General features: G+C 63.1%; 23 protein-coding genes and 1 tRNA gene. 7 read left to right on the forward strand and 17 right to left on the reverse strand.

The window, feature by feature from the left end:
• Nucleotide 1: 1 nt before the first annotated feature.
• The 3 genes from ACSU1G_RS02230 to ACSU1G_RS02240 are packed head-to-tail and all read right to left on the reverse strand — an operon-like array spanning nucleotide 2 to nucleotide 3,196.
• The gene (locus ACSU1G_RS02230) at nucleotides 2-2,359 is read right to left on the reverse strand and encodes an ATP-binding cassette domain-containing protein (protein ID WP_439278261.1); all 2,358 of its coding nucleotides are present in this window, start codon (nucleotides 2,357-2,359) and stop codon (nucleotides 2-4) included.
• 22 nt (nucleotides 2,360-2,381) lie between these two features.
• Nucleotides 2,382-2,792, reverse strand: a complete 411-nt coding sequence (locus ACSU1G_RS02235) for a VOC family protein (RefSeq protein ID WP_439278262.1) — start codon at nucleotides 2,790-2,792, stop codon at nucleotides 2,382-2,384.
• Nucleotides 2,789-3,196 (reverse strand): helix-turn-helix transcriptional regulator, encoded by a 408-nt coding sequence (locus ACSU1G_RS02240; RefSeq protein WP_439278678.1) that lies wholly within the window; start codon nucleotides 3,194-3,196, stop codon nucleotides 2,789-2,791. The genes ACSU1G_RS02235 and ACSU1G_RS02240 overlap by 4 nt, the downstream gene beginning before the upstream one ends.
• Nucleotides 3,197-3,337: 141 nt before the next feature.
• Here ACSU1G_RS02240 and ACSU1G_RS02245 point away from each other — a divergent pair, with 141 nt between their 5' ends.
• On the forward strand, nucleotides 3,338-3,940 hold the full coding sequence (locus ACSU1G_RS02245; protein ID WP_439278263.1) for an HdeD family acid-resistance protein: 603 nt from the start codon (nucleotides 3,338-3,340) through the stop codon (nucleotides 3,938-3,940).
• A 71-nt stretch (nucleotides 3,941-4,011) separates the two neighbouring features.
• On the opposite strand, the gene ACSU1G_RS02250 is transcribed toward ACSU1G_RS02245, so the two are convergent.
• Nucleotides 4,012-4,776, reverse strand: coding sequence for an SDR family oxidoreductase (locus ACSU1G_RS02250; protein WP_439278264.1), 765 nt, complete (start codon nucleotides 4,774-4,776; stop codon nucleotides 4,012-4,014).
• A gap of 120 nt (nucleotides 4,777-4,896) precedes the next feature.
• On the opposite strand from ACSU1G_RS02250, the gene ACSU1G_RS02255 reads away from it, so the two are divergent.
• The 4 genes from ACSU1G_RS02255 (at nucleotide 4,897) to ACSU1G_RS02270 (ending at nucleotide 7,563) form a co-directional block, all read left to right on the forward strand.
• Entirely contained in the window at nucleotides 4,897-5,370 is a 474-nt protein-coding gene (locus tag ACSU1G_RS02255) for an NfeD family protein (protein ID WP_439278265.1), read from the forward strand.
• A gap of 8 nt (nucleotides 5,371-5,378) precedes the next feature.
• Nucleotides 5,379-6,311: an SPFH domain-containing protein gene (locus ACSU1G_RS02260; RefSeq protein ID WP_439278266.1), complete on the forward strand. Its 933-nt coding sequence runs from the start codon at nucleotides 5,379-5,381 to the stop codon at nucleotides 6,309-6,311.
• The gene (locus ACSU1G_RS02265) at nucleotides 6,308-7,078 is read left to right on the forward strand and encodes a glycerophosphodiester phosphodiesterase family protein (protein ID WP_439278267.1); all 771 of its coding nucleotides are present in this window, start codon (nucleotides 6,308-6,310) and stop codon (nucleotides 7,076-7,078) included. The genes ACSU1G_RS02260 and ACSU1G_RS02265 overlap by 4 nt, the downstream gene beginning before the upstream one ends.
• 113 nt (nucleotides 7,079-7,191) lie before the next feature.
• Nucleotides 7,192-7,563, forward strand: coding sequence for an RNA polymerase-binding protein RbpA (locus ACSU1G_RS02270; RefSeq protein WP_439278268.1), 372 nt, complete (start codon nucleotides 7,192-7,194; stop codon nucleotides 7,561-7,563).
• Here ACSU1G_RS02270 and lnt read toward each other — a convergent pair.
• From lnt to ACSU1G_RS02315, 9 genes are read right to left on the reverse strand one after another with little or no spacing between them, the layout of a single operon-like run.
• Nucleotides 7,560-9,119, reverse strand: coding sequence for an apolipoprotein N-acyltransferase (lnt, locus tag ACSU1G_RS02275; protein WP_439278269.1), 1,560 nt, complete (start codon nucleotides 9,117-9,119; stop codon nucleotides 7,560-7,562). The two genes, ACSU1G_RS02270 and lnt, sit on opposite strands and share 4 nt — an antisense overlap.
• A 2-nt stretch (nucleotides 9,120-9,121) precedes the next feature.
• Nucleotides 9,122-11,596, reverse strand: coding sequence for a DEAD/DEAH box helicase (locus tag ACSU1G_RS02280; protein WP_439278270.1), 2,475 nt, complete (start codon nucleotides 11,594-11,596; stop codon nucleotides 9,122-9,124).
• The gene (gene tatC, locus ACSU1G_RS02285; RefSeq protein ID WP_439278679.1) at nucleotides 11,593-12,360 is read right to left on the reverse strand and encodes a twin-arginine translocase subunit TatC; all 768 of its coding nucleotides are present in this window, start codon (nucleotides 12,358-12,360) and stop codon (nucleotides 11,593-11,595) included. Before tatC ends, ACSU1G_RS02280 begins: the two co-directional genes overlap by 4 nt.
• Nucleotides 12,361-12,414: 54 nt before the next feature.
• A complete protein-coding gene (locus tag ACSU1G_RS02290) occupies nucleotides 12,415-12,672 on the reverse strand; it encodes a twin-arginine translocase TatA/TatE family subunit (protein WP_439278271.1) in 258 nt (85 codons plus the stop codon).
• Between the two features lie 54 nt (nucleotides 12,673-12,726).
• Nucleotides 12,727-13,701 carry a helix-turn-helix transcriptional regulator gene (locus ACSU1G_RS02295; protein ID WP_439278272.1) on the reverse strand — a complete coding sequence of 325 codons (975 nt, stop codon included), beginning with the start codon at nucleotides 13,699-13,701 and terminating at the stop codon, nucleotides 12,727-12,729.
• Nucleotides 13,698-14,687 (reverse strand): helix-turn-helix transcriptional regulator, encoded by a 990-nt coding sequence (locus ACSU1G_RS02300; RefSeq protein WP_439278273.1) that lies wholly within the window; start codon nucleotides 14,685-14,687, stop codon nucleotides 13,698-13,700. The genes ACSU1G_RS02295 and ACSU1G_RS02300 overlap by 4 nt, the downstream gene beginning before the upstream one ends.
• Complete coding sequence (locus ACSU1G_RS02305; protein WP_439278274.1) at nucleotides 14,687-15,661, reverse strand: FKBP-type peptidyl-prolyl cis-trans isomerase; 975 nt, start codon at nucleotides 15,659-15,661, stop codon at nucleotides 14,687-14,689. Before ACSU1G_RS02305 ends, ACSU1G_RS02300 begins: the two co-directional genes overlap by 1 nt.
• A gap of 10 nt (nucleotides 15,662-15,671) precedes the next feature.
• Nucleotides 15,672-16,688: a tRNA (adenine-N1)-methyltransferase gene (locus tag ACSU1G_RS02310; RefSeq protein WP_439278275.1), complete on the reverse strand. Its 1,017-nt coding sequence runs from the start codon at nucleotides 16,686-16,688 to the stop codon at nucleotides 15,672-15,674.
• Entirely contained in the window at nucleotides 16,685-17,374 is a 690-nt protein-coding gene (locus tag ACSU1G_RS02315; RefSeq protein WP_439278276.1) for an HAD family hydrolase, read from the reverse strand. The genes ACSU1G_RS02310 and ACSU1G_RS02315 overlap by 4 nt, the downstream gene beginning before the upstream one ends.
• A gap of 91 nt (nucleotides 17,375-17,465) precedes the next feature.
• Here ACSU1G_RS02315 and ACSU1G_RS02320 point away from each other — a divergent pair, with 91 nt between their 5' ends.
• The gene (locus tag ACSU1G_RS02320) at nucleotides 17,466-18,320 is read left to right on the forward strand and encodes a PAC2 family protein (protein WP_439278277.1); all 855 of its coding nucleotides are present in this window, start codon (nucleotides 17,466-17,468) and stop codon (nucleotides 18,318-18,320) included.
• Here the strand turns inward: ACSU1G_RS02320 and ACSU1G_RS02325 are convergent.
• Nucleotides 18,317-19,144, reverse strand: coding sequence for an undecaprenyl-diphosphate phosphatase (locus ACSU1G_RS02325; protein WP_439278278.1), 828 nt, complete (start codon nucleotides 19,142-19,144; stop codon nucleotides 18,317-18,319). The genes ACSU1G_RS02320 and ACSU1G_RS02325 overlap by 4 nt on opposite strands.
• A 31-nt stretch (nucleotides 19,145-19,175) precedes the next feature.
• A complete protein-coding gene (locus ACSU1G_RS02330; RefSeq protein ID WP_439278279.1) occupies nucleotides 19,176-20,471 on the reverse strand; it encodes a M20/M25/M40 family metallo-hydrolase in 1,296 nt (431 codons plus the stop codon).
• 110 nt (nucleotides 20,472-20,581) lie between these two features.
• Here ACSU1G_RS02330 and ACSU1G_RS02335 point away from each other — a divergent pair.
• A tRNA-Leu gene (locus ACSU1G_RS02335) sits at nucleotides 20,582-20,664 on the forward strand.
• Nucleotides 20,665-20,731: 67 nt separating this feature from the next.
• Here the strand turns inward: ACSU1G_RS02335 and ACSU1G_RS02340 are convergent.
• Both ACSU1G_RS02340 and ACSU1G_RS02345 read right to left on the reverse strand, forming a co-directional pair.
• Nucleotides 20,732-21,388 (reverse strand): hypothetical protein, encoded by a 657-nt coding sequence (locus ACSU1G_RS02340; protein ID WP_439278280.1) that lies wholly within the window; start codon nucleotides 21,386-21,388, stop codon nucleotides 20,732-20,734.
• Nucleotides 21,389-21,481: 93 nt separating this feature from the next.
• Nucleotides 21,482-22,582, reverse strand: a complete 1,101-nt coding sequence (locus ACSU1G_RS02345; RefSeq protein ID WP_439278281.1) for a VIT1/CCC1 transporter family protein — start codon at nucleotides 22,580-22,582, stop codon at nucleotides 21,482-21,484.
• Nucleotides 22,583-22,657: the final 75 nt, after the last annotated feature.

Genomic DNA, 22,657 nt, shown 5'->3' on the forward strand with positions numbered 1-22,657 from the left:
ATCACGCGCCGACGTACCGCGCGAGGTACTCCCCCGTCACCGTCGACTTCGCCGCGACCAAGTCTGCCGGCGCACCCTCGAACACCACACGGCCGCCATCGTGGCCGGCGCCAGGACCGATGTCGATGATCCAATCTGCATGCGCCATGACCGCCTGGTGGTGCTCGATCACGATGACGGTCTTTCCTGCATCCACCAGGCGATCGAGCAGCCCCAGGATCTTGTCGACGTCCGCGAGGTGTAGACCGGTGGTGGGTTCGTCCAGCACGTAGACATCACCTTTCTCCCCCATCTGGATCGCGAGCTTTACGCGCTGACGTTCGCCGCCGGACAGCGTCGAGAGAGGCTGGCCGAGTGACAGATAACCGAGACCCACATCGTCCAGGCGCCCGAGAATCGCGACGACGGCCGGGATCTTCGACTCAGCGGAGGCGAAGAATTCGCGAGCGGCACTGACTGAAAGATCCAGAACCTCGGTGATGTCTTTGCCCGCGAGCTTGTATTCGAGCACGCTCGCTTGGAACCGCTTGCCGCCGCAGTCCTCGCAGGGTGTCTCGATCGTGTCCATGAATCCAAGCTGCGTCACGATCACGCCGGAACCCTTGCACGAAGGGCAGGCGCCCTCAGAGTTTGCGCTGAACAACGCCGGCTTGACGCCATTCGCCTTCGCGAACGCCTTACGGATCGGCTCGAGCATCCCGGTGTAGGTTGCCGGGTTGCTGCGGCGAGACCCTTTGATCGCGCCCTGATCGATTGTTACCACACCCTCGCGCCGTGTCACCGATCCGTGCACAAGAGAGCTCTTGCCGGAGCCAGCCACGCCCGTGATGACCGTCAGTACACCCGTCGGAATGTCAACATCGACGTCCTGGAGATTGTTCTCGTTGGCGCCGCGGACCTCGATCGCGCCCTTGCGCAGCCTCACCTCAGATTTGAGCGTTGCCCGGTCGTCCAGATGTTCACCAGTCAGCGTGCCGCTGGCTTTCAGACCTTCCACGGATCCCTCGAAGCAGATTTCTCCGCCCGCGCTGCCAGCGCCGGGACCGAGATCCACGACGTGGTCACCGATCACGATCGTCTCCGGCTTGTGCTCGACGACGAGCACAGTGTTGCCCTTGTCTCGCAACTGCAGCAACAGCTCGTTCATCCGCTGGATATCGTGGGGGTGCAGCCCGATCGTCGGCTCGTCAAAGACATAGGTCACATCGGTGAGCGAGGATCCGAGGTGACGCAGCATCTTGATGCGCTGGGCCTCTCCCCCGGAAAGCGTCCCTGACGGCCGTTCCAGACTGAGGTAGCCGAGTCCCAGGGTGACGAAAGCATTGAGATTCGAGCTGAGGGCATCAAGCAGCGGAGCCGCACCCGGTAGCTCCAGAGCGCGCACCCACGCGGCGAGATCAGTGACCTGCATACGGCACGCATCCGCGATACTCACGCCGTTGATCTTCGAGGAACGCGCTCCCTCCGTGAGACGACTGCCATCACACTCGGGGCACGTTGCGAACGTCGCCGCGCGTTCCACGAACGACCGGATATGAGGCTGCAAGGCGTCAAGATCCTTCGAAAGCATCGACTTCGTGATCTTCGGAATCAACCCCTCATAGGTCATGTTGATCCCGCTGATCTTGACCTTGGTGACCTCCCCATAGAGGAAGAGGTGTCGCTGCTTCTCAGTGAAATCCTCGATCGGTTTGTCGGCCGGGTAGAACCCCGACTGTGAGAACCCCTTCACCATCCAGCCATCAGCCGTGTACCCCGGCACCATGATGGCGCCCTCATCGAGCGACTTCGACTCATCGACGATTTGCGACAGGTCAAGATCGGACACCGCTCCCCTGCCCTCGCAGCGCGGACACATGCCGCCCAGATAGATCGCATCTTTCACGATCTTCTTCTCGCCGCTGGGGCCTGTCATCACGCCGCTGGCCTTCTGCGTCGGGATGTTGAAGGAAAACGCCGTCGGTCCTCCGATGTAGGGCTCACCCAACTTGCTGAAGAGTATCCGCAGCATCGCATTGGCATCCGTCACCGTGCCGACGGTCGAACGCGGATTCGCCCCGAGGCGCTCCTGGTCCACGATGATGGCGGTCGTTAGCCCTTCCAGCACGTCGACGTCTGGTCGCGGAACCGACGGCATGAACCCCTGCACGAAGGCGCTGTACGTTTCATCGATCATGCGCCGCGACTCCGCAGCGATCGTGTCGAAGACCAGTGAGCTCTTGCCAGAGCCGGACACACCGGTGAACACTGTCAGTCGACGTTTCGGAATCTCTACGCTGACATCTTTGAGGTTGTTCTCCCGTGCGCCTTGCACACGGATCAGGTCGTGATTGTCTGCGAGATGCGAAGCGTTAGCCATCGTCGTCCTTCGTGTTGATCTGTTAAGCGGCTTGGTTGATACGAAGCAGATTGCCGGCCGGGTCACGCACGGCGCAGTCCCGTTCTCCATAGGGCTGGTCCATCGGTTCTTGCACAACATCGGCGCCGCGTGCGACGAGCTGATCGAACAGCGCATCGAGATCGTCGCTCGCGAGCGTGAGCGCGCCGTAGCTCCCCTTCGCGATCAGCTCGAGAATCGTCTGTCGCTCGTCGTCACTGAGTCCGGGGTCCGTTGCCGGCGGATGCAGCACGATCGAGGTACCCGGCTGGCCGGAAGGTCCGACCGTCAGCCAGCGCAGACCGTCGTAGCCGACGTCTTTGCGCACCTCGAAACCGAGAGTGTCGCGATAGAAGCCGAGTGCTGCCTCAGCGTCGGTGTGCGGGAGGAACGCGTAATGAATGGTGATGTTCATGATGCCCAGGTTAGGTTCGCAGCGGTACGGGGCGCTTCTTGATTCCTGATCGGTCTGGTGACCTGCTTGATCTGAAAATTCGGGATGCCAGAAACATCAGCCGCCCGTTCGCGGTAGACACTCGGCGGCACGCCGACGAGCTCAGTAAACCGCGTGCTGAATGTACCGAGCGAAGATGAGCCGACTTCGAAGCAGATCTCAGTCACACTCCGATCGCCACGCCGTAACAGTGCCATAGCTCTTTCTACCCGGCGCGTCATCAAGTAGGAGTACGGCGATTCACCGTAGGTTGCCTTGAACTTGCGGCTCAAATGCCCTGCGGACATATGCACTCCTCGCCCGAGGGCTTCGACGTCGAGGGGCCTGGCATAATCGCGATCGATGCGATCGCGCACGCGACGCATCACCACCAGCTCGCGCAGGCGTTCTTCATCGACCGCTCGTTTCGCCACATTTCGATCCTGCCACGAGCCTCCGACAACGCGAACCCCCGGACGCTACGCTGAGCACGTCCGCCATAGGACCTTCACAGAGAGGCTGTTCTCATGTCTGAATCGCTCACAGAGGTAAAGTCTGTCTTCAAATCCATCCGACTGGCTCTCGCCCTCGCAGGCGTCCTTGCGTTAATCGCAGGAATCGTCCTGTTGGTATGGCCACTGAAGACTGCGGTGATTGTGACCGCCATCATCGCTTCCTACCTGATCATCGCGGGCATCGTCTACGTGGGACTGGGAATCTTCTCCGGCAAGAAGTCAGGCTGGGCGCGAATCGGTCACATCGTTCTCGGCCTCCTTTACATCGCGGCCGGCGTCATCGCGTTCTTGAATCTCACATCTGCCACGATCACTCTGGCATTCATCACGGTCATCTTCATCGGAATCAGTTGGATTATCGATGGCATCGTTGCACTCACGCTCCTGAACAAGGACGGATCGCGAGCCTGGACCATCATCTACGCGATCATCGGCATCGTTGCCGGCATCATCGTGATCTTCTCGCCGCTCCTCGCGGCAGTGGCACTGTGGTGGGTCCTCGGAATCAGCCTCATCGTGCTCGGTCTCATCCAAATCGTCCGCGCCATCACGCTCGGCCGCGACGAGAAGCAGGTCGAAACCTTCCTCGCGGCGAACGTCAGTCCTACGGAGTAGTCCCGCACTCGACAGAGGGCCCCACCGATCTCTTGAATTCATAGATCGGTGGGGCCCTCTGTGAGTCCGCGCTACTCAGCGATGAAGTCGCTGGTGTCGCCGACCAGTCGGGTGTTGTCGGCCGGCACTGGATCGATCGCGGCGTGCGCGATCTCTGCGGCAAACTCCGACACGTTGTAGAGCTTGCCGGCGGACTCGCGGCGTCCGGCGATCGCACCGGGGTTCGCGCGCTCCAGCAGCGTCGCGGTGATCGTGCCCTCGATCATGTCGCCAGAGACGACAGTGAATCCGATGCCCTTGTCTGCGAGCGAAGGGATCAGCTCGCGCAGTGCGTCTTCACCTGCACGCTTCGACAGCGCGACGGGCTCGTACTCCGGCATCGTCGGTGTGGTGCGAATGAAGTGCGCCTGGTGGCTAGTTACGAACACGACGCGTGAGCCCTCGCCGAGCAGTGGCACTGCGGCGCCTAGAACGCTGAGCTGCGCGTCGCGATTGAGGGTGAGGGCGTAGTCCTCTGCCATTCCGGCTTCCATGCCTCCGGAAGCATTGAGCACGAGTACGTCGAGCCGGCCGTACTCCGCCTTGACCTGTGCAAACATCTCCGCAACGGAGGCCGGATCGGTCAGATCTGCGCCCACGACGAGAGCACGACCACCGAGCTCGCGAAGCTGAGTCGCCAGCTTTTGTGCCCGCGGAGCCTTGTTGCGGAAGTTGATGACGACGTCCGCACCAGCCTCAGCGAGGTAGCGGACGGTGTCCGCACCGATACCGCGAGAGGAGCCGGTCACAAGAGCGACCTTTCCGGCGAGAGAACCTGCAGGTAAAACGTCGGACACGGTGACTCCTTGTGATGCGGGGAACGCCACGGAATGCGCGGCACCATCACTTTAGCAATGCCCTCTGACTCCCCCGGTTGCGCCACCACATCGTGGTAAGTTGACGGCAAAGGAGGGCCCATGGACGACGCTTCTGTCTTCTTCGAACTGGTCACCGAATGGGCGTGGATCGGCTGGCTTGTTCTCATCGCCGTTTTCCTGGTGATTGAGATGCTCACGCTCGATTTCACGTTCCTCATGCTCGGCCTCGGCAGCGCAGTCGGCCTCCTGACCGGGCTTGTCGGCTTGCCGGTCTGGGGGCAGCTCATCGTGGCCGCCGCGGCTGCGGCGCTGTTCATCCTCGTCATCCGTCCGCCGCTGCTTCGACGTCTTCATCGCGGTGAAGATCCGACGAAATCAAACGTCGATGCGCTGATCGGACTCCGTGGCACGGCTCTTGCTGACATCACTCAGGTCTCGGGTCAGGTGAAGGTCAGCAACGGCGACACGTGGACCGCCCGAACCGAGACGCCAGTCCCCATTCCTCAGGGCGCCCCGGTCGCGATCTCCGCGATCAGTGGCGCCACCGCCATCGTCCGTCTCGTTAACGACTAGGAGAATCAGTGAACGACTCCTCGTTCATCCCCACCGCGATCGGATGGATCCTTGCGATCGCCGTCATCATCTTCGTGGTGGTGACCGTCGCGCGATCCATCCGGATCATTCCGCAGGCCTCAGCCGGAGTCGTTGAGCGACTCGGCCGCTATCACAAGACCCTCATGCCTGGTCTGAACATCCTGGTCCCCTTCATCGACCGGCTCCGTCCTCTCATCGACATGCGCGAGCAGGTTGTGTCGTTCCCGCCACAGCCGGTGATCACCGAGGACAACCTCGTCGTATCCATCGACACGGTCGTGTATTTCCAGGTGACCGACGCTCGCGCGGCAACGTACGAGATCGCCAACTACCTGGGCGCTGTCGAGCAGCTGACCACGACCACTCTTCGTAACGTGGTCGGTGGGCTGAACCTCGAAGAGGCGCTGACCAGCCGCGACAACATCAACGGGCAGCTCCGCGTCGTCCTCGATGAGGCAACCGGCAAGTGGGGCATCCGTGTCGGACGCGTCGAGTTGAAGGCGATCGACCCGCCCCTGTCGATCCAGGACTCCATGGAGAAGCAGATGCGCGCTGAGCGTGACCGCCGCGCCGCGATCCTGACCGCCGAGGGAACCAAGCAGTCCGCGATTCTCGAAGCCGAAGGTGCTCGCCAGGCCGAGATCCTCCGCGCTGAAGGTGACAAGCAGGCCGCTGTGCTCCGTGCACAGGGTGAGGCCGAGGCCATCCAGAACGTCTTCAGCGCCATTCACCAGGGTGCACCGGACGACAAGCTCCTCGCCTACCAGTACCTGCAGATGCTCCCGAAGATCGCGGACAGCGAATCGAGCAAGCTGTGGATTATCCCGAGCGAACTCACCGAGGCGCTCAAGGGCATCGGCAGCGCGTTCACGCCTCGCCCCGGCGCAGACCAGCCGCCCACAGGCAATCCGGGCGCGTGACGCACCCGTATTTCTCCAGATCACGGCATCCCCGAGTCCTCGCTCATCGCGGTCTAACACCCGCTGTGGGCGGGGACTCCGCCGTGTGGGAGAACACCGCAGGCGCCTTCGCTGCCGCGCATGCGTGCGGCGTCGAGTACGTCGAGACGGATTGCCGGGTAACGGCCGATGGCGACGTCGTGCTGTTTCACGACGAGACCTTGAGCCGTCTGCTCGATGATGACCGCGCAGTCTCCAGTGTGCGCTCCGCCGAGCTTGCCGAACTCCTCGCCCCTCATGGCGGCCTACTGACCGTCGCCGAAATGCTCGACATGTTCCCGGAGACGCGCTTCAACATCGACGTCAAGACGGATGACGCGGTATCTCCTCTGGGCGCGATCATCGCCCCGCATTCGCATCGGGTGCTTCTGACCAGCTTCTCGGATGCCCGTCGTGCGCGCACTGTCGAGGCCGTGATGGCCGCCGGCGCCGTACTTCGACCGGCGACCTCGGCGGGGCAATCGAGCACCGCCTGGGTACGCATGCTTACCGCCCTGCGCCTCTCCCCCGCTCGGGCGCTGCGAGGCATTGACGCGCTGCAGATTCCCGAGCAGTATGGGCGGCTGAAGGTTCTGACACCTCGTTTGCTGCAGGCTGCGCACCACCACAAAGTCGAGGTTCATGTCTGGACAGTCAACGAGACCGACGACATGCGCAGACTCATCGCGTTGGGCGTTGATGGCATCGTCACAGACCGCGCGGACATCGCCGTGAAAGCACTGTTATGACGCGAAAGCATGCAGGACTGGGATTCGCCTGTGAATACCGCCGGGAATCCGCGCACGTTGAGCGGGCGCACAGACGAGACCGGTATACCTGACAGCGACGAGAGGACCACAAAATGGCAGATCGCAGCCTGCGCGGCATCCGACTCGGCGCCCAAAGCCTACAGAGCGAAGAGGGCGTCGTTTTCATGGAACGCCGCGAGACCACATATAAGTGCGACGAGTGTGGTCAAGTGACCACGCTGATGTTCGCAGCCGACGCTGAGCCGCCGCAGAAATGGGAATGCCGCACTTGCAACGCTGAGGCAGTACTCGTTGTCGATGGCAAGACCATCACTCCGGATGCCACTGACGTGAAGATTCCACGCACCCACTGGGACATGCTCCTCGAGCGTCGCAGCCGCGATGAACTGGAGGAGCTCCTCGAAGAGCGCCTGGCGTTTATCCGCGCGCGTCGCGGAGCCGGTGGCGCGAAGGTCGGCGTCTAGCGTCGACGACGGGCGCGCCACCACCCGAAAAGGAGCGCGCCCAGTCCTCCCCACAGCAGCAGCTGCTGCAGCCAGGGACCAAGGACAACCCCCGCCGTGAGGCCGGAGCGAAGCTCGACATCCTCGAGCATGGCTCCGGCCTCATCGGCGTTCAGGGACGAAACCGTCGTCCCATCCGGTTGGATGATCTGACTCGTGCCGACGGTGGAGATGTTGACGACGCTCCGGCCCGTTTCGATCGCCCGCATGCGAGCGAACGCAAGTTGTTGAAGATTCTCGTCGGTTCCGCGGAAGTCGGCGTTGTTCGTCTGGAACACCAGCACTTGAGCGCCCCCGTGCACGCCTTCCGCGATGACGTCGTCATAGATGACGTCGAAGCAGATCGCCAGCCCCACCAGCACCCCATCGACATCGATCAACGGCGGGTTCGTACCGTGGGTGTACTCCCGCCCGATCAGGCCGATCAGGTCGGGCACAATCGCGTTGTAGAACGCGCGGTCCGGCACATACTCACCGAACGGCACCGGGTATCGCTTGTCGTGCGTCTGCTCGGCAGTGCCGTCCTGCGTCCACAGCATCGAGGTGTTGAAGTACTCATCCCCGCGCGCTGTCGCCGCATTCGCCAGCAGAGGCGCGTCGATACGCGTGGTGAGCATCGTCATCCTGCGCGCGAGCGACGCATCCTGAAACGGATCGTAATCCAGTCCGCCCTCTGGCCACACCAGCAGATCCACGTCTTGGCCGATCAGGGGCTCAGTGGCATCCACCTGCGCCTGGATCACCGAGTAGGGTTCCCGCTCGTCGAAATATCCGGTGGGACCATTTCCCTGTACTGCGCCGATGCGCATCGTGCCTGCGGTCGCCGTCGGGAAAACCGGTGTCACGAACAGGACGAGCACCAGCGCTGCCGGCACGATGAGACGCAGCGGTCGCTGCCAGAGCCGCAGACGCACACTCTCGATCAGCATCGCAGTGGCGAATACCATCAGGAAACTGAGCCCGCTCACGCCTACCCATGAGGAGAGCGCGGCCAAGGGGCTCTCCGACTGCGTCATTCCGAGCCTGGCCCAGGGGAAGCCTGTGTAGGGCCAGGAACCGAGGAACAGCTCTCTGCCCACCCACAGCGCTGCGACGGCCGCAGGAAGCATCACAAGGCGTCCTGTGACCCCAGGGAAGGCGCGAGGCAGCCAGCGATACGCCAACGCGATCGGAATCACTGCCACGGCGGTCAGCCCTGCCTCGACCGATGCGAGTGCAGCCCAGGGTATGACGCCGAGGTAGCGACTCGTCCACGAGACCAGAAGCAAGAAGAACACCCCGCCGTAGACGAGACCGACCAGGAGCGCGCCCCCTGCTCTTCGACCGATCAGCGTGAGCAGCAGCAGCGCGATGGCCGGGAAGGCCAGCCACCAGACGCTCGCCGCCGGATAGGCAAGATCCATCAGGAATCCCGCAAGCGCGGCCACCAGTACAGCCAGCCACAGCGGCAGTAACGGTCGGGGTCGCGGTCGGAGTCGATGGACAGGGTCGGCAGCGGGAGTTGGCATCCGTCTCATTCTCACATCGTCGAATAGGCGACGATGCCGCGCCGCACGCCATCCAATGCCTGACGTGCCGTGCGGGCGATCGTGATGTCCTCGGCGACGATCGACAGTTGGTCAAGGAGGTCGATCGTCTGCTTTGCCCAGCGTACGAAGTCGCCGGCCGCCATGTCTGCGTCGATCAGCACGCGATCCAGGAGCGCACCGCGCGCCCAGGCGTGCATAGCACCGGCAAGACCGGCCGCGAGGGGCTCCGAACCGGGCAGGTGATAATGCTGCTCGAGATCATCCAGTTCAGCCCACAGGTCAGTGGTCTTCTCGTACGCACTTCGGAAGGCGCCACGCGGCAGACCGCGCTCTCCCGAGTTGGCTTCATCACGACGCGGCTCGTACACGAGACAGCAGGCCATCGCGGCAAGCGACGGTGCATCCAGCCCCTTCCAGAGGCCCTGTCGCAGCGATTCCGCCACCAGCAGGTCGCGTTCTCCGTAGATGCGACGCATCGTGCGGCCGGCGTCTGTCAGTGCGATGTCGTCTCCGGTTCCGGTGACGTAGTCCAAAGTTGCCAGCACCTCGACGACGCGGTCGAATACCCGCGCGACAGTGCCAGTGCGGGTATCGATTTCCTTGCGAGTGCGGTCGGTCTGGCGCTTGAGCTTCCAGTAGCGCTCAGCCCAGCGTGCGTGAGATTCGCGGTCTGGGCAGCCGTGGCATCCGTGGCGCTGCATCCGCGTGCGCAGCGATTGCATCCGTTTGAGACGCTTATCTCGTGCGACGCGCGGCGCGTGAGAATCCTGTTTGTTCTTCTTCTCCAGGTCGCTGAGCTCGCGGCGGATGCCGGCGTAGTCGAGGAAGTCCCCGTGTTCACATTCCATCGCCTTGACATATCCGGACAGCGACTCCTCGGCCTCGCGTACCTGACGCGCAAGGCCGACGACCGCACGGTCCGCCTGGAACTGGGCAAACGACGACTCCAGCACCTGACGGGCTCTGGGGCGACCGAACATATCGATCAGATTGACCGCCATGTTGTATGTCGGCCGGAAACTCGAATTCAGCGGGTATGTGCGCCGGGATGCCAGTGCCGCAACTGCCTGAGGATCCATCCCCTCGGTCCACTGCACCACCGCGTGGCCCTCGACGTCGATGCCGCGACGACCGGCGCGCCCGGTGAGCTGGGTGTACTCCCCCGATGTGATCGCAACACGTGCCTCGCCGTTGAACTTCTCCATCTTCTCCAGCACGACGGTGCGTGCCGGCATGTTAATGCCGAGCGCGAGCGTCTCGGTGGCGAAGACGACCTTGACGAGCTTCCGACGATAGAGCTCTTCCACGACCTCTTTGAACGCTGGAAGCAGGCCCGCGTGATGCGAGGCCACGCCGCGTTCGAGGTTCTCGAGCCAGTCGAAGTATCCGAGGACGCCGAGATCTTCATCCTGCAGACTGCGAGTGCGCTCTTCGACGATCTCGCGGATCTCGGCGCGCTCCTCCGCGTTCGTCAGTCGGAGGCCGGACCGACGAACCTGCTGCACGGCGGCATCGCACCCGACTCGACTGAAGATGAAGAAGATCGCAGGCAGGAGGTTGGTGCGCTCGAGAAGCTGGATGACATCTGGGCGGTCCATCCGCTCGATGCGCTGGATGTTGGCGGAGCGAGCCGGACGGCCATCGCCGCGCTTCGGCCGTGGTCCCTGACGGCCCGCATGCCGGTTGCTGTTGTAGGACTGCGCACGCTTGTTGCTGTCGTAGCGCGAACCGGTCGACGAGCGGATGCGCATCAGTTCCTGGTTCACGGTCGCGGTGGCGATACCGGCACGGTCATCGAACAGCGGCAGCAGGTCGTTGCGGACAAGCACATGCTGTTCAAGCGGCACGGGGCGTATCTCCGAGACGATGACCTCAGTGTTGCCGCGCACGGTGTCGAGCCAGTCGCCGAACTCCTCGGCATTAGATACGGTTGCGCTCAGCGAGACTAAGCGCACGGCCGAGGGCAGGTGGATGATCACTTCTTCCCACACCGCGCCGCGGAAGCGGTCGGCCAGGTAGTGCACCTCGTCCATGATCACGTACCGCAGGTCGGCGAGACCTGCGGAGTCGGCGTAAATCATGTTCCGCAGCACCTCGGTCGTCATCACGACGATTCTGGCGTTGCCGTTGATGTTCGTGTCGCCGGTGAGCAGTCCCACCTGATCGGCGCCATACACCTCCACGAGCTCGCGGAACTTCTGATTCGACAGCGCCTTCATCGGCGTGGTGTAAAACGCCTTGTCTCTCGGCGTCTGCATGGCGAGGTGGATCGAGAACTCGCCAACGATCGTCTTGCCCGCGCCGGTGGGGGCAGCCACGAGAACGCTGTGCCCACGTTCCAGAGCATGGCAGCCTTCGATCTGGAAGGGGTCGAGATCAAACTTCTGCCGTGCCGCAAAAGCTTCCGTCTCGGGATGGGATGCCTTGTCACGCGCCGCGGCATAGCGCTCTGCCGGCGAGGTCATACGTCGCCGTCCAGGAGGAGGCCTTCGGCCTTCAGTCGCTTGTTCTTGCGCCGATCGAACAGCATTGATAGCAGGCTGGCCGCGAAATACAACACGATGAGGATGCCGGCGAGCAGGAGCATCGAGAAGATATCCGCGGCCGGAGTCGCGACGGCCGCGAAAAGCGCGGAGACCAGTACGGCGACGCGCCAGCCCTTGAGCATCGCCTTGCCGGTGATGATGCCTGCGGTGTTCAGCGCCACCATGAACACGGGCAGCACGAAGGCGATGCCGATGACGATGATGAATTTGAAGATGAAATCGTAGTACTCCTTCGCGTTGAAGTAGTTGACGCCGCCCTCAGGGACAAAGCTCGACATCACCTCGATCACATGTGGCGCCACCATGACTGCCACGTACGCGCCGCCGAAGAACAGCGGAATGGCCGCACATACGAAGACGATCGTGTACTTGATCTCCTTGCGTGTGAGCCCGGGCATGATGAATGCCCAGATCTGCCACAGCCATATCGGTGCAGAGAAAACCATGCCGATCGCGAAGGCGATGCGCAGCCGCAGATCGAATGCAGAGGACACGCCAGAGAAGACGAACTGGGCGAAGGGCGTCTCCGTGCCACGTTGCTCGTCAAGAATGCGAATCGGTGACGTGATGTACCAGATGATCGGATCGGTGACGATGAATGCGATCACCATACCGACGACGAGACCGATCACCGCGATAATCAGGCGCCGACGTGCTTCTTTGAGGTGTGCCCCGAGCGACATGCGCCGCTCGCGACGGGCAGTCGAGGGCGCCGGTGCATCCAGCTCGGTCACGGCCTATGAAATGCGCGGAGGCGTGTCCTGGTCGGCGACTCCGTCACCTGATGGCTTCACGGATTGCGCCGCCGGAGCCTCCGCGGAGTCAGACGAAGCGGCGGGCGCATCGTCTTCCTTCAGCGCCTTCATCTCGCCCTTGAAGAGCCGGGCGGACTGCCCGAGGCTCTTCGCGAGAGCAGGGAGCTTGGCAGCGCCGAAGAGCAACACGATGATGATCAGGATGATCCACAGGTGCGGTCCTGCAAAGAGATTGCCCATAAATTGCTCCTCCAGATGGGGTGGCGTGCTGTCAGTCTAACCGAGTAACATTGCCTAAGCGTGTGCGTAGAGCGCGAGTCCGGCCGCTGCCCAATCGCGCGTCGCCGCACGCGCGACCTGCGGATCACGCACTTCCAACTGGCCGCCGAAGCGACCTGCGACGCGCTTGATCCCGCGCGGATCCGCCATGCGGATGCGCACAGTGACATATCCATCATGCGAATCCGAGTTGTCTGCGTGCACGAAGTCACCCAAGAGCGGCACGAGCCGCTCCGGAAGTCGCACGTTCACTTCGTCGTCATCACCGATGCTGCGGAAAGGATCAGGAAGATGGTCATCGGCATGAGTGATCGGAATATCCGTCAGTTCCGGCTCGCTCACACGATCGAGATGGAACGTGCGCATCGCCTCGCGCAGATGGCACCAGCCCTGCAGATACCACTGACCGTTCGTGATCAGCACCTGCACCGGATCGACCGTACGCGTGGTGGTGGCCGCATCCGGCGCCTGGTAACTGAACGAGACAGCGACGCCACTGTTCACCGCGGCAGAGACGATGTCACGCACATGATCGACCGCGCTCGGCGCGATCACGACATCCGCCGGTGCATCCGCCGCTGCGCTGGAGAGTTTCGCGAGCAGTCCAGCCACAAGTCCGGAACCCGCCACCGCCGGAACGGCCGCTACCATCTGCAGGCCGGCCAGCAGCGCGGCCGCCTCACGTGCGGTGAATCGGGGCACACGACGCAGGCCGACTTCGTTTGTGATCTCGATGACGCCTTCCTCATCGAGAAGATCCCAGTTGATATCGAACATCTCCTGGGGCTGCTGCCAGTAGCCGCCCTCGCCGGGGAGGCCAATCACCGTAAGCTTTTCGACCATGCCGCGCATCTCCGCAACAGTGACGTCAAACTCGCGCGCTGCCTCGTCAAGCGAGACCTGTCCACGTTCCAGCAGGTAAGGCACAAGTGTGAGGTAGGCGCGCACGCGATCCGCGGCCAGTGGGAGGCTCGACTTTTCCGCCATCATGACCCCACGCTGTCGAGGTGAGCGGCGACCGTCGCTGTCAGGCGGGCGATCACCGCGTCTTTAAGAGAAGAAGGCTCCACCACGCGGACCTCAGGCCCGTAAGAGGCAAGCTCGTCGGCAAAGATGTGGAGGTCGACGAACGGCACGCTGAAGCCCTGCACCTGCGGCGTTGCGCGGCGTCCGAGGCGAAGAGCAGCCTCGGTGCCAGGGGTGATCTCGAGCAGAGCGGAATTGCGCGCCGCCACCGCGTCGAGTCCGGCCAAAGCGCGTTCACCGGCACCATCACGCAGCCCTGGGTCAAACGCCTTCTTCGTCACAACAACATCGCCGACGATGCGGCTGAGCAGGAACGTGCGCTCATCATCTGCATCAAGGTCGATGCCATAGACATGCCAGCGAGCCTCATAATCAAGCAGAGCGAGCGGCTCCACACGCCTGTGCCTGGGCGACTGCTCGCCCGGCTTCAGGTAGTCGAAGCTGACGACTCTGCAGTCCTCGATCGAGGCCTGCAGCGGGCTGAAACTCGCTTCTCGCGTTGTGATGCGCGGCGCGAAACCGATGATCGGCTCATCACCGTCGATGCCGAGCGCACGGATTTTACGAACGCCCGCTTGCGCATCAGCGGAGGAAGACCCCGCGCTCCACACGCTGCCTGCCAGCTGCAACACGGCGAGTTCGGCCGCGCTGAACTCGATGTCCTCCGGCAAGTCGTACTCAGCCTTCGGGATCCGATACCTCGCCTCACGAAGATCGTTTGGGTCGCCCGGATCGCCAATCGTCTCGATCGGGACGCCGAGCGTGCGCAGTTCGTCCTTGTCGCGTTCGAACATCTTCTCCAAGGCATCCGCACGCGTGCCTGCTTCGGCGCGCTGACGATACCCGGAGATGTTGTCGAGGATCTGCTGTTTCGTGAGCCCGATCTCCGTCGCCATCAGCGCCACGACGAGGTTCGTCTGACGCTCTTCAGGGGGGATCCGGGCGGCCATCACTGCTGGGGCGAAGCGGGAGGATTGATGCCGAGGATGTCGACGACGAAGACGAGGGTCGCATTGGCAGGAACGGCGCCTGAGCCGGCTTCACCGTAACCGAGCTCCGGCGGGATCACGAGGAGCACCTGTGAGCCGACCGTCTGCCCGACGAGGCCCTGTGAGAAGCCGGGAATCAGGCCGGCAAGATCGAACGTGGCCGCCGAGCGATCCCAGGAAGAGTCGAAGACCGTCTTCTCGTCCCAGGTGACGCCGGTGTAGTTGACGAGAACCTGGTCGTCCTCCGCGATCTTCGCGCCGTCGCCCTTGAGAAGGGTCTGGACCTCGAGTCCAGTGGGCGCTGCGCTGGCGGGCACGATGATGCCGGGGCGTCCGTCCGGCGCACGCACAACGGTCGGCATGCCGGCTGCGTCGTTGTACTGCGGCGCACCATCGGCCCTCGAGGGGAAAGTCTTGGTCACGTCAAACACGGCGATGACGGACTCGTCCTCTTCCAGTTCGAAGCCAGCCAGGTTCTCAGCACCGAAATCTTCGGGGGTGATGACCGCAAGCACGCGGCTGCCACCCGTGGCGCACTCAAGCGCCGCACCGAATGCGGGGACGCGCTGGGCCCAGTAGTCGATGCTGACAAGCTGCGCCTGGTCATCCTCGTACGCAGTACCCGCGATCAGTTCGCCGGTGTTTCCCGAAAAGAGCGAAAACTCGATGACCGCACTCTGAGTAGGGCTGGTCAACGCGGGTCCATCGCCGACGACGAGATCGTTGAACGCGCTCTTGTCCGCTCCGATTGGTGTGAACACCTCAACGTCGGGCGCTGTGCCGACATCGCCGGTGATCGTCGCGATGTCTTCGATCCCACTCGTGGACGCGGCGCGATCGCACGCGGCTCCGCTGAAAGTGGGCGCTGCACTGCACCCGGTCAGGGCAACGAGAGCGAGACTGAGTGAGGCCAGAGCGGCAGACGTTTTACGCACGCGTTCCAGTCTATTGCGAACGCTGCTCGGAATCGCGCGACGCAGCGGCCTGGCGTGCACCGTCTGCGGCCTTGGTGGCCTCGCGGACACGCTTTCGCAGGTTCTTGTCGGTGATCTCACGATCTCCTACCGCTCCTGGCGTCCACGCCTCGACGTCCTCATCGCCATAGCTCGACTTCGAGGCGCGCCGCTTCACTTCCGGTGCAATCGTTCCCGGTGCGAGTCGTCGAGCGGTCAGCAAGAATCCGGTGTGCGCGACCATACGGTGATCAGGCCGCACAGCGAGCCCTTCCACGTGCCAGCCGCGCACCATGGTCTCGGATGCATCCGGATCGGTGAACTGGCCGGTACCTCGGATGTATTCCGCAACGCGCGAGAGCTGAGTAGCGGTCGCGACGTAGCAGAGCACCACACCACCCGGTGTGAGCGCGTCCGCAACGACATCCATGACTTCCCACGGCGCAAGCATGTCCAGCACGACACGATCCACAGTGCCTTCGGGCAACTCTGCCGGGAGTGCATCGAGCAGATCACCGACGACGACGCGCCAGGTGTCTGGCGTCTCCCCGAAGAAGGTGTCGACATTCGCCTTGGCAACCTCAGCGAAGTCGTCACGTCGCTCAAAGGACACCAGTGTGCCGTCATGCCCGATGGCACGCAGCAGCGCCAGAGAAAGCGCGCCGGAGCCGACGCCAGCTTCCACCACGGTTGCACCGGGGAAGATATCGGCCTGCATGACGATCTGCGCGGCATCTTTCGGATAGATGATCGCCGCGCCGCGCGGCATCGACATCGCGAAGTCTCGCAGCAGCGGACGCAGTGCGAGGTACTCGTGTTCGGAGCTGTTCGTCACTACAGACCCATCGGGCAGGCCGATCAGGTCACGGTGCTTGAGGACCCCGTGATGCGTGTGCAGTTCACCGTCTTCGGTCAGCGTGACCGTGTGCAGACGATTCTTCGGGCCGGTCAGCTGGACGCGGTCACCCTCGCGGAATGGGCCGCTTGGCCGTGCAGATGCGACGCTCATCGAAGGGCTCCTTCGGCCTGTGCAGCCTTTGTCGTGGTGTACAGATCGATGACGTCGGCGGCCGTACGGCCTTCCAGCGTTGGCCACAGGGCGTGTGCGCCATAGCCATCGAGTGGAATCATGTGCGGCACGCCGAGAGTGACCGCACCCGAGGCTGTTCCGGCACGCAGACCGGTGATGGAGTCTTCGATGACCAGAGCATCCGTGATGTCGATTTCGAGAAGTTCGGCTGCCTGCAGATACGGGGCCGGGTGAGGTTTGGGATGTTCGACGTCGTCACCTGCGACGATGTGCTCGAACGCGTCGAACTCGATCAGATCGACGACGCTGAGCGCCATGCGCCGCAGCGACATGGTCACCAGCGCAGTCCGGATTCCGGCGGAGTGGAGGTCCCGCAGCAGTTCCTTTGCTCCGGGACGGAAGGGAACACCCTGGGTGACGAGAGAGTGGCGCACATCATCGGTGAGCTTCTCGACGATTGCCTCAGGCGGCATGTCTACGCCTACAGCACGCAGCACCGCTGCGCTGTCCATCAGACCGTTTCCGACCAGCTGCAGGGCTTGCTCGTGTGACCACGTGCCACCGAACGATTCGACCAGCGTCGTCTCTGCGGCCATCCAATACGGCTCAGTGTCGACCAGTGTTCCATCCATGTCCCAGAGGACCGCGCGGGGCTTTTGACTCACCTCACCATGCTAGCCCGGCACATGTCCCACACTGGCCGAGCGCCGACTAGCCTGGAAAGATACTCATTTACAAACTTGGATGGAGAAATCGATGAATGCGCTGGGAGACCGCGTCGTCGTCGTCGCCTTCGACGGCTGGAACGATGCCGGTGAATCAGCGAGCGCCGCGATCGAAGTGCTCCGCGAGAGCGTTGAGTATGAGCTCGTGCACTCGGTGGATCCAGAGCTGTACTTCGATTATCAGTACACGCGCCCGTCGTCGAAGATGGATGCCACCGGACGACGCGAGCTCCGCTGGCCCGAGGCGGCCCTGTGGCGTCCGGCAGAGCGCTCGACGGACGGATCTCCTGAGTTCTGGCTACTCACCGGCGTCGAACCCGCCCGTACCTGGCAGGCGTTCGCAAACGAGTTCATCGATGTCGCGCTGCGCGACGATGTCACCGGCTTCATCACGCTCGGCGCGATGTTGTCGGATGTGCCGCACACGAGGCCCATCTCGATTTTCGCTTCCAGCTCGAACGAACAGGTGCGCGAGACGCTCGGGGTCGAGCGTTCGCTGTACGAAGGGCCCGTCGGCATTCTCAGCGTTATCGAGCACTTCGCCGAGCGCGCCGGAATCCCCACCGCCAGCCTCTGGGCGAGCGTGCCGCACTACGTGGCCAGTGCGACTCCGTCGCCCAAGGCGACGCTGGCGCTGCTGGACCGCCTGGAGGAACTCACCGGTGTCGACATGCCCCGCGATCGCCTGCGCACCGATGCGGCCACATGGGAAGCATCCATCGACGCCGCTGCTGCCGATGATGAGGACATGACCGAGTACATTCACCAACTCGAGCGCACGAGAGACACCTGGGACTCCCCCGAGGCATCTGGTGACGCAATCGCGCAGGCGTTCGAGCGCTATCTGCGCCGCCGCGGCGATGCACCGGGCGACCACAAGCGTTAGCCGGCGATCACTCCGGTCGACAGCAGGATCAGCAGCGTGGCGCCGAGCAGGATGCGGTAGATCACGAACGGCAGGAAGCTGTGCTTCGAGATCCAGCTCATGAAGAACGCGATCACGCCGAGTGCCACGACAAAGGCGATTCCGGTCGCAGCGACGGTCTCCCCCATCGTGAAGTACTGATCCGGCGCATCCCAGCTCTTAAACAGTTGGTAGAAGCCGCTGCCGAAGACCGCGGGGATTGCGAGCAGGAATGCGTAGCGGGCGGCGGCCGCGCGCTCGTAGCCGAGGAAGAGGCCCATCGTGATCGTGCCGCCGGACCGGGAAACGCCGGGGACCAGGGCGAGCGCCTGCGCGATGCCGAACAGAACACCGTGCGGGTAGGTGATCGTATCGAGTGCGCGACGCTTCGCTCCCACGTGGTCGGCGATGCCGAGCAGGATGCCGAACACGATCAGCATGATCGCCACGATCCACATCGAACGCAGCACCGTCTCGATCTGATCTTGGAAGAGCAGGCCGAGCACCACGATCGGGATGCTGCCGATGATGATCAGCCACCCCATCCGCGCATCAGGATCGTTACGCGGTAGTTTGCCGACGAGCGATCGGAACCAGTGCCCGATGATGCGGGTGATGTCCTTCCAGAAGAACACCACGACTGCGGCTTCGGTGCCGATCTGGGTGATCGCCGTGAATGCCGCTCCCGGATCCTCGCCTGAGCCGGTGAAGGTCCCGACGATGCGCAGATGCGCGCTCGAGGAGATGGGGAGGAACTCGGTCAGTCCCTGGATAATGCCGAGGAACAGCGCTTCGAGCAGGTGCATGGAGAGGCTTTCTGGGTGGTGCGAGGCTGGATCAGTATGTGCGCAAGAGGTCGGTCAAAACCCGTTGACCGAAGACAAGCGATTCTACGGGTACCCGCTCGTCAACCCCGTGAAACATCCCCGTGAAGTCGAGATCTGCCGGGAGTCGGAGCGGGGCGAAGCCATATCCGGTGATGCCGAGGGTCAAGAGCGCTTTGTTGTCGGTTCCGGCACCGAGCAGGTAGGGAATGACGGGAACGCCGGGGTCGTGACGCCCCAGCGCCTGCACCATGCTGTCAACGAGGTCTCCCTCGAAAGGTGTCTCCATGCCGATGTCGCGGACGACGGTTTCGATGATGATGTCATCACCGACGATCTGCTGCAGTTCCGCGAGCACGTCGTCTTCGGTACCCGGCAGCACGCGCACATCGATGAGTGCTTCTGCGCGCTCGGGAATCACGTTGTGCTTGTAACCGGCGGTGAGCGCGGTCGGGTTGGTGGTCGTGCGGAAAGTGGAGCGCAGGAACGCCTCGGCGGGGCCGGATGCCGCGGCAAGAGCATCCGGGTCGTCGATAGAACGTCCGGTGAGGTCGCTGAGCCCTTGCAGCAGCGCCCTGGTCGTAGCGGTGAGCCGGATCGGCCACCGGGTGCGCCCGATCGCAGTGACTGCCTCGGCGAGTTTCACCACAGCGTTGTCCTCATGCAGGCGGCTGCCGTGACCGGCCCGCCCCTTTGCGACGAGCCGGATCCAGATGAGGGCCTTCTCCCCCACCTGCAGCAGGTACGCACGACGTTCATCGACCGTGATCGAATATCCACCCACCTCGCTGATCGCTTCGGTCGCACCGGCGAACCAATCAGGTCGATCCTTGACGACCAGCGCCGAGCCTTCGACACCGCCGTTTTCTTCGTCAGCGAAGAATGCCAGCACCAGATCGCGCTCAGGCTGTTCTCCCGCGCGCAGAATGTCAGCCACGGATGTCAAGATCATGGCGTCCATGTTCTTCATGTCGACGGCGCCGCGGCCCCACAGCATCCCATCGCGCACCTCTCCGGCGAACGGATCGACGCTCCAGTCCTCGGCCATTGCCGGCACGACGTCAAGGTGTCCGTGCACGACAAGTGCCGGCTTACTCGAATCACGCCCGGGAACGCGCGCCATAACGTTGGTGCGCCGTGGAATGGGCTCGTAGTACTCGGGTGCGAGTCCGAGACCTTCCAGGTAGGCGCCGACGTACTCGGCAGCTTCTCGTTCGCCCTCGGCTTTCCCTCCCCCGAAGTTAGAAGTATCGAAGCGGATAAGGTCACGCGCGATGCGCACGACTTCCGGATGCTGCGGCTGAGACATGCCTTCAGGCTACCGAAGTCCCGCGGCACGCCCGAGGTGCACCTCGGTTCGTAGCGCCTGATCAGATCTGGTAATGTTTCTCTTCGGTCGGCAACGACCTTTCATCACCTGCGCGGGTGGCGGAATGGTAGACGCGCTACGTTGAGGTCGTAGTGCCCGTAAGGGCGTGGGGGTTCAAGTCCCCCTCCGCGCACAAATCAAAGAAGGCTCCCGAAAGGGGGCCTTCTTCGTTTCCCCAGATGCTGTCACACGGATGCTGCTCACACGTCCGTCAGTCGCTCCTGCACACGGAGCCGCAACTCCAGCTCAGCCACGAGCGCGATAAACAGAGCGTTGCAGCGATCGATCTCTCCGATGAGAACAGTGAACTTCTGCGTTTGAGGTGACATCTCGACTTCCAATGCGGAATCCCGGACCCGATCCAGCTGAAGTGCGATATCCGCCACATGCCGCATTATCAACTCGTTGTCGCCGCTGGAAGCGAGGAAATGCGCCCAGCGGCTCAACGCGTCCGACAATCGCTTCCGTTCCTTGACCACGAGCCCACGCAGGGCGTGTAGCTGAGCGAGCTGATCCGCACTGTCGGCCGATGCCCGCGGCGCAGAAAGGCTCCGCGGAATCACGTGTCCACGTGATAACTCGCTGTGTTCTTCATCAGCGAGCGCATGAAGGAAATCGGAGAGCGCCAGTCGATTAACTGGGGCCCAGCGACGTGACGTCGATTTCTCCATGAGCCGACCGAGCACAAGCGCTGTGAGCAGAAAAGTCACTAGACCTGCGGCCAGACCCGACAGGATCACGAGCTCTTGCCAGAGTCCCGTCGCGATGTCGATCCAGACGATCACGGCGATGACTCCCAAAGCACCGCAGAGCACGGCGATCCGTCTCGCTTTGGCCCGCGCAGCATCCCGATACATACCGACTCCCCCCACTCCAGCAGACGGCCTGCTTGCGCCCACCATAGCTCGGAAGTCGATCTGCGGAGCGCTCGCGATGCCTGTGGCCATTGGTCAGACGGCGCTGACGCCGAAGAGCAACCCCAGCGCATAGGTGATCGCCGCCGCACCGAACCCGATGGCGAGTTGGCGGAGCGCTCGGCGCAATGGTGGGCCGCCCGAAAGAATCCCCACCATCGCTCCGGTACCCAGCAGCGCGACGCCGACCAGTACCAGCGCCACCACAACCGCCGTCAATCCCTCAAGTCCGAAGATCCACGGCAGCACCGGGATGATCGCCCCGGAGGCGAACAGGAAGAAGCTCGACAGCGCTGCCGTCCAATCGCTTCCGATGAGTTCGTGATCACTCGTCGCGTCGTGCGCGCGAATCGGGCCAGTGACGGTACGGCGCACACCCTCTTGAGCCGCAGTGATGATGCGACGGGAGCGGGCCAACGCATCCTCCTGGTCGATCCCTCGTGCTCGGTACACAAGCGCCAGCTCGTTCTCGTCGATGTCGAGATCGCCGGCCGACAGCGCAGCATCCTCGTTTGCCTCGGTGGATGCGAGAAGCTCACGTTGCGATCTGACTGAGACGAACTCCCCCGCACCCATCGAGAGGGCCCCGGCGAGAAGTCCCGCTACGCCGCTGAAGAGCACGAGACTGGAACTCACACCGGTTGCTCCGATGCCGAGCACGAGCGCGAGGTTGCTGACCAGGCCGTCGTTAGCGCCGAAGACCGCGGCGCGGAATGAGCCGGACAGCCGACGACGGCCACGTGCGGCGAGGCCGCGAACGACCTCGTAGTGAATCTTCTCGTCCGCGCGCATCGCCGGCGTCGCGTACTTCTCCGTGTCGTAGGGAGAGCGCGCCTCGGCGCTCTGAGCGAGCACGAGCACGAAGATCGACCCGAAGCGTCCGGCCATCCATCCCAGCAGTCGTGAGCGCAGACCTGCACGGGGAAGCCGGGCAGGCTCACCACCGAGCAGATCGAGCCAGTGCTGCTCGTGACGATGCTCAGCCTCGGCGAGGCTCTGGAGAATCTCGCGTTCCTCACCAGTCTTGCGTGCCGCAAGCTCCTGATAGACGTAGGCCTCCGCGCGCTCCTCCACGAGATATCGTGCCCAGCGTCGACGGTCGGCAGCGGTCGGCTCTGCGGATGCAGGCGCGGTCATGAATCCTCCATGGTGGGGGTGAGATACCTCGATGAGGCACCTTCAACGCTATCGAGGCCACGGAGCCGAACACGC

The sequence above is a fragment of the Microbacterium sp. A93 genome (assembly GCF_051842835.1).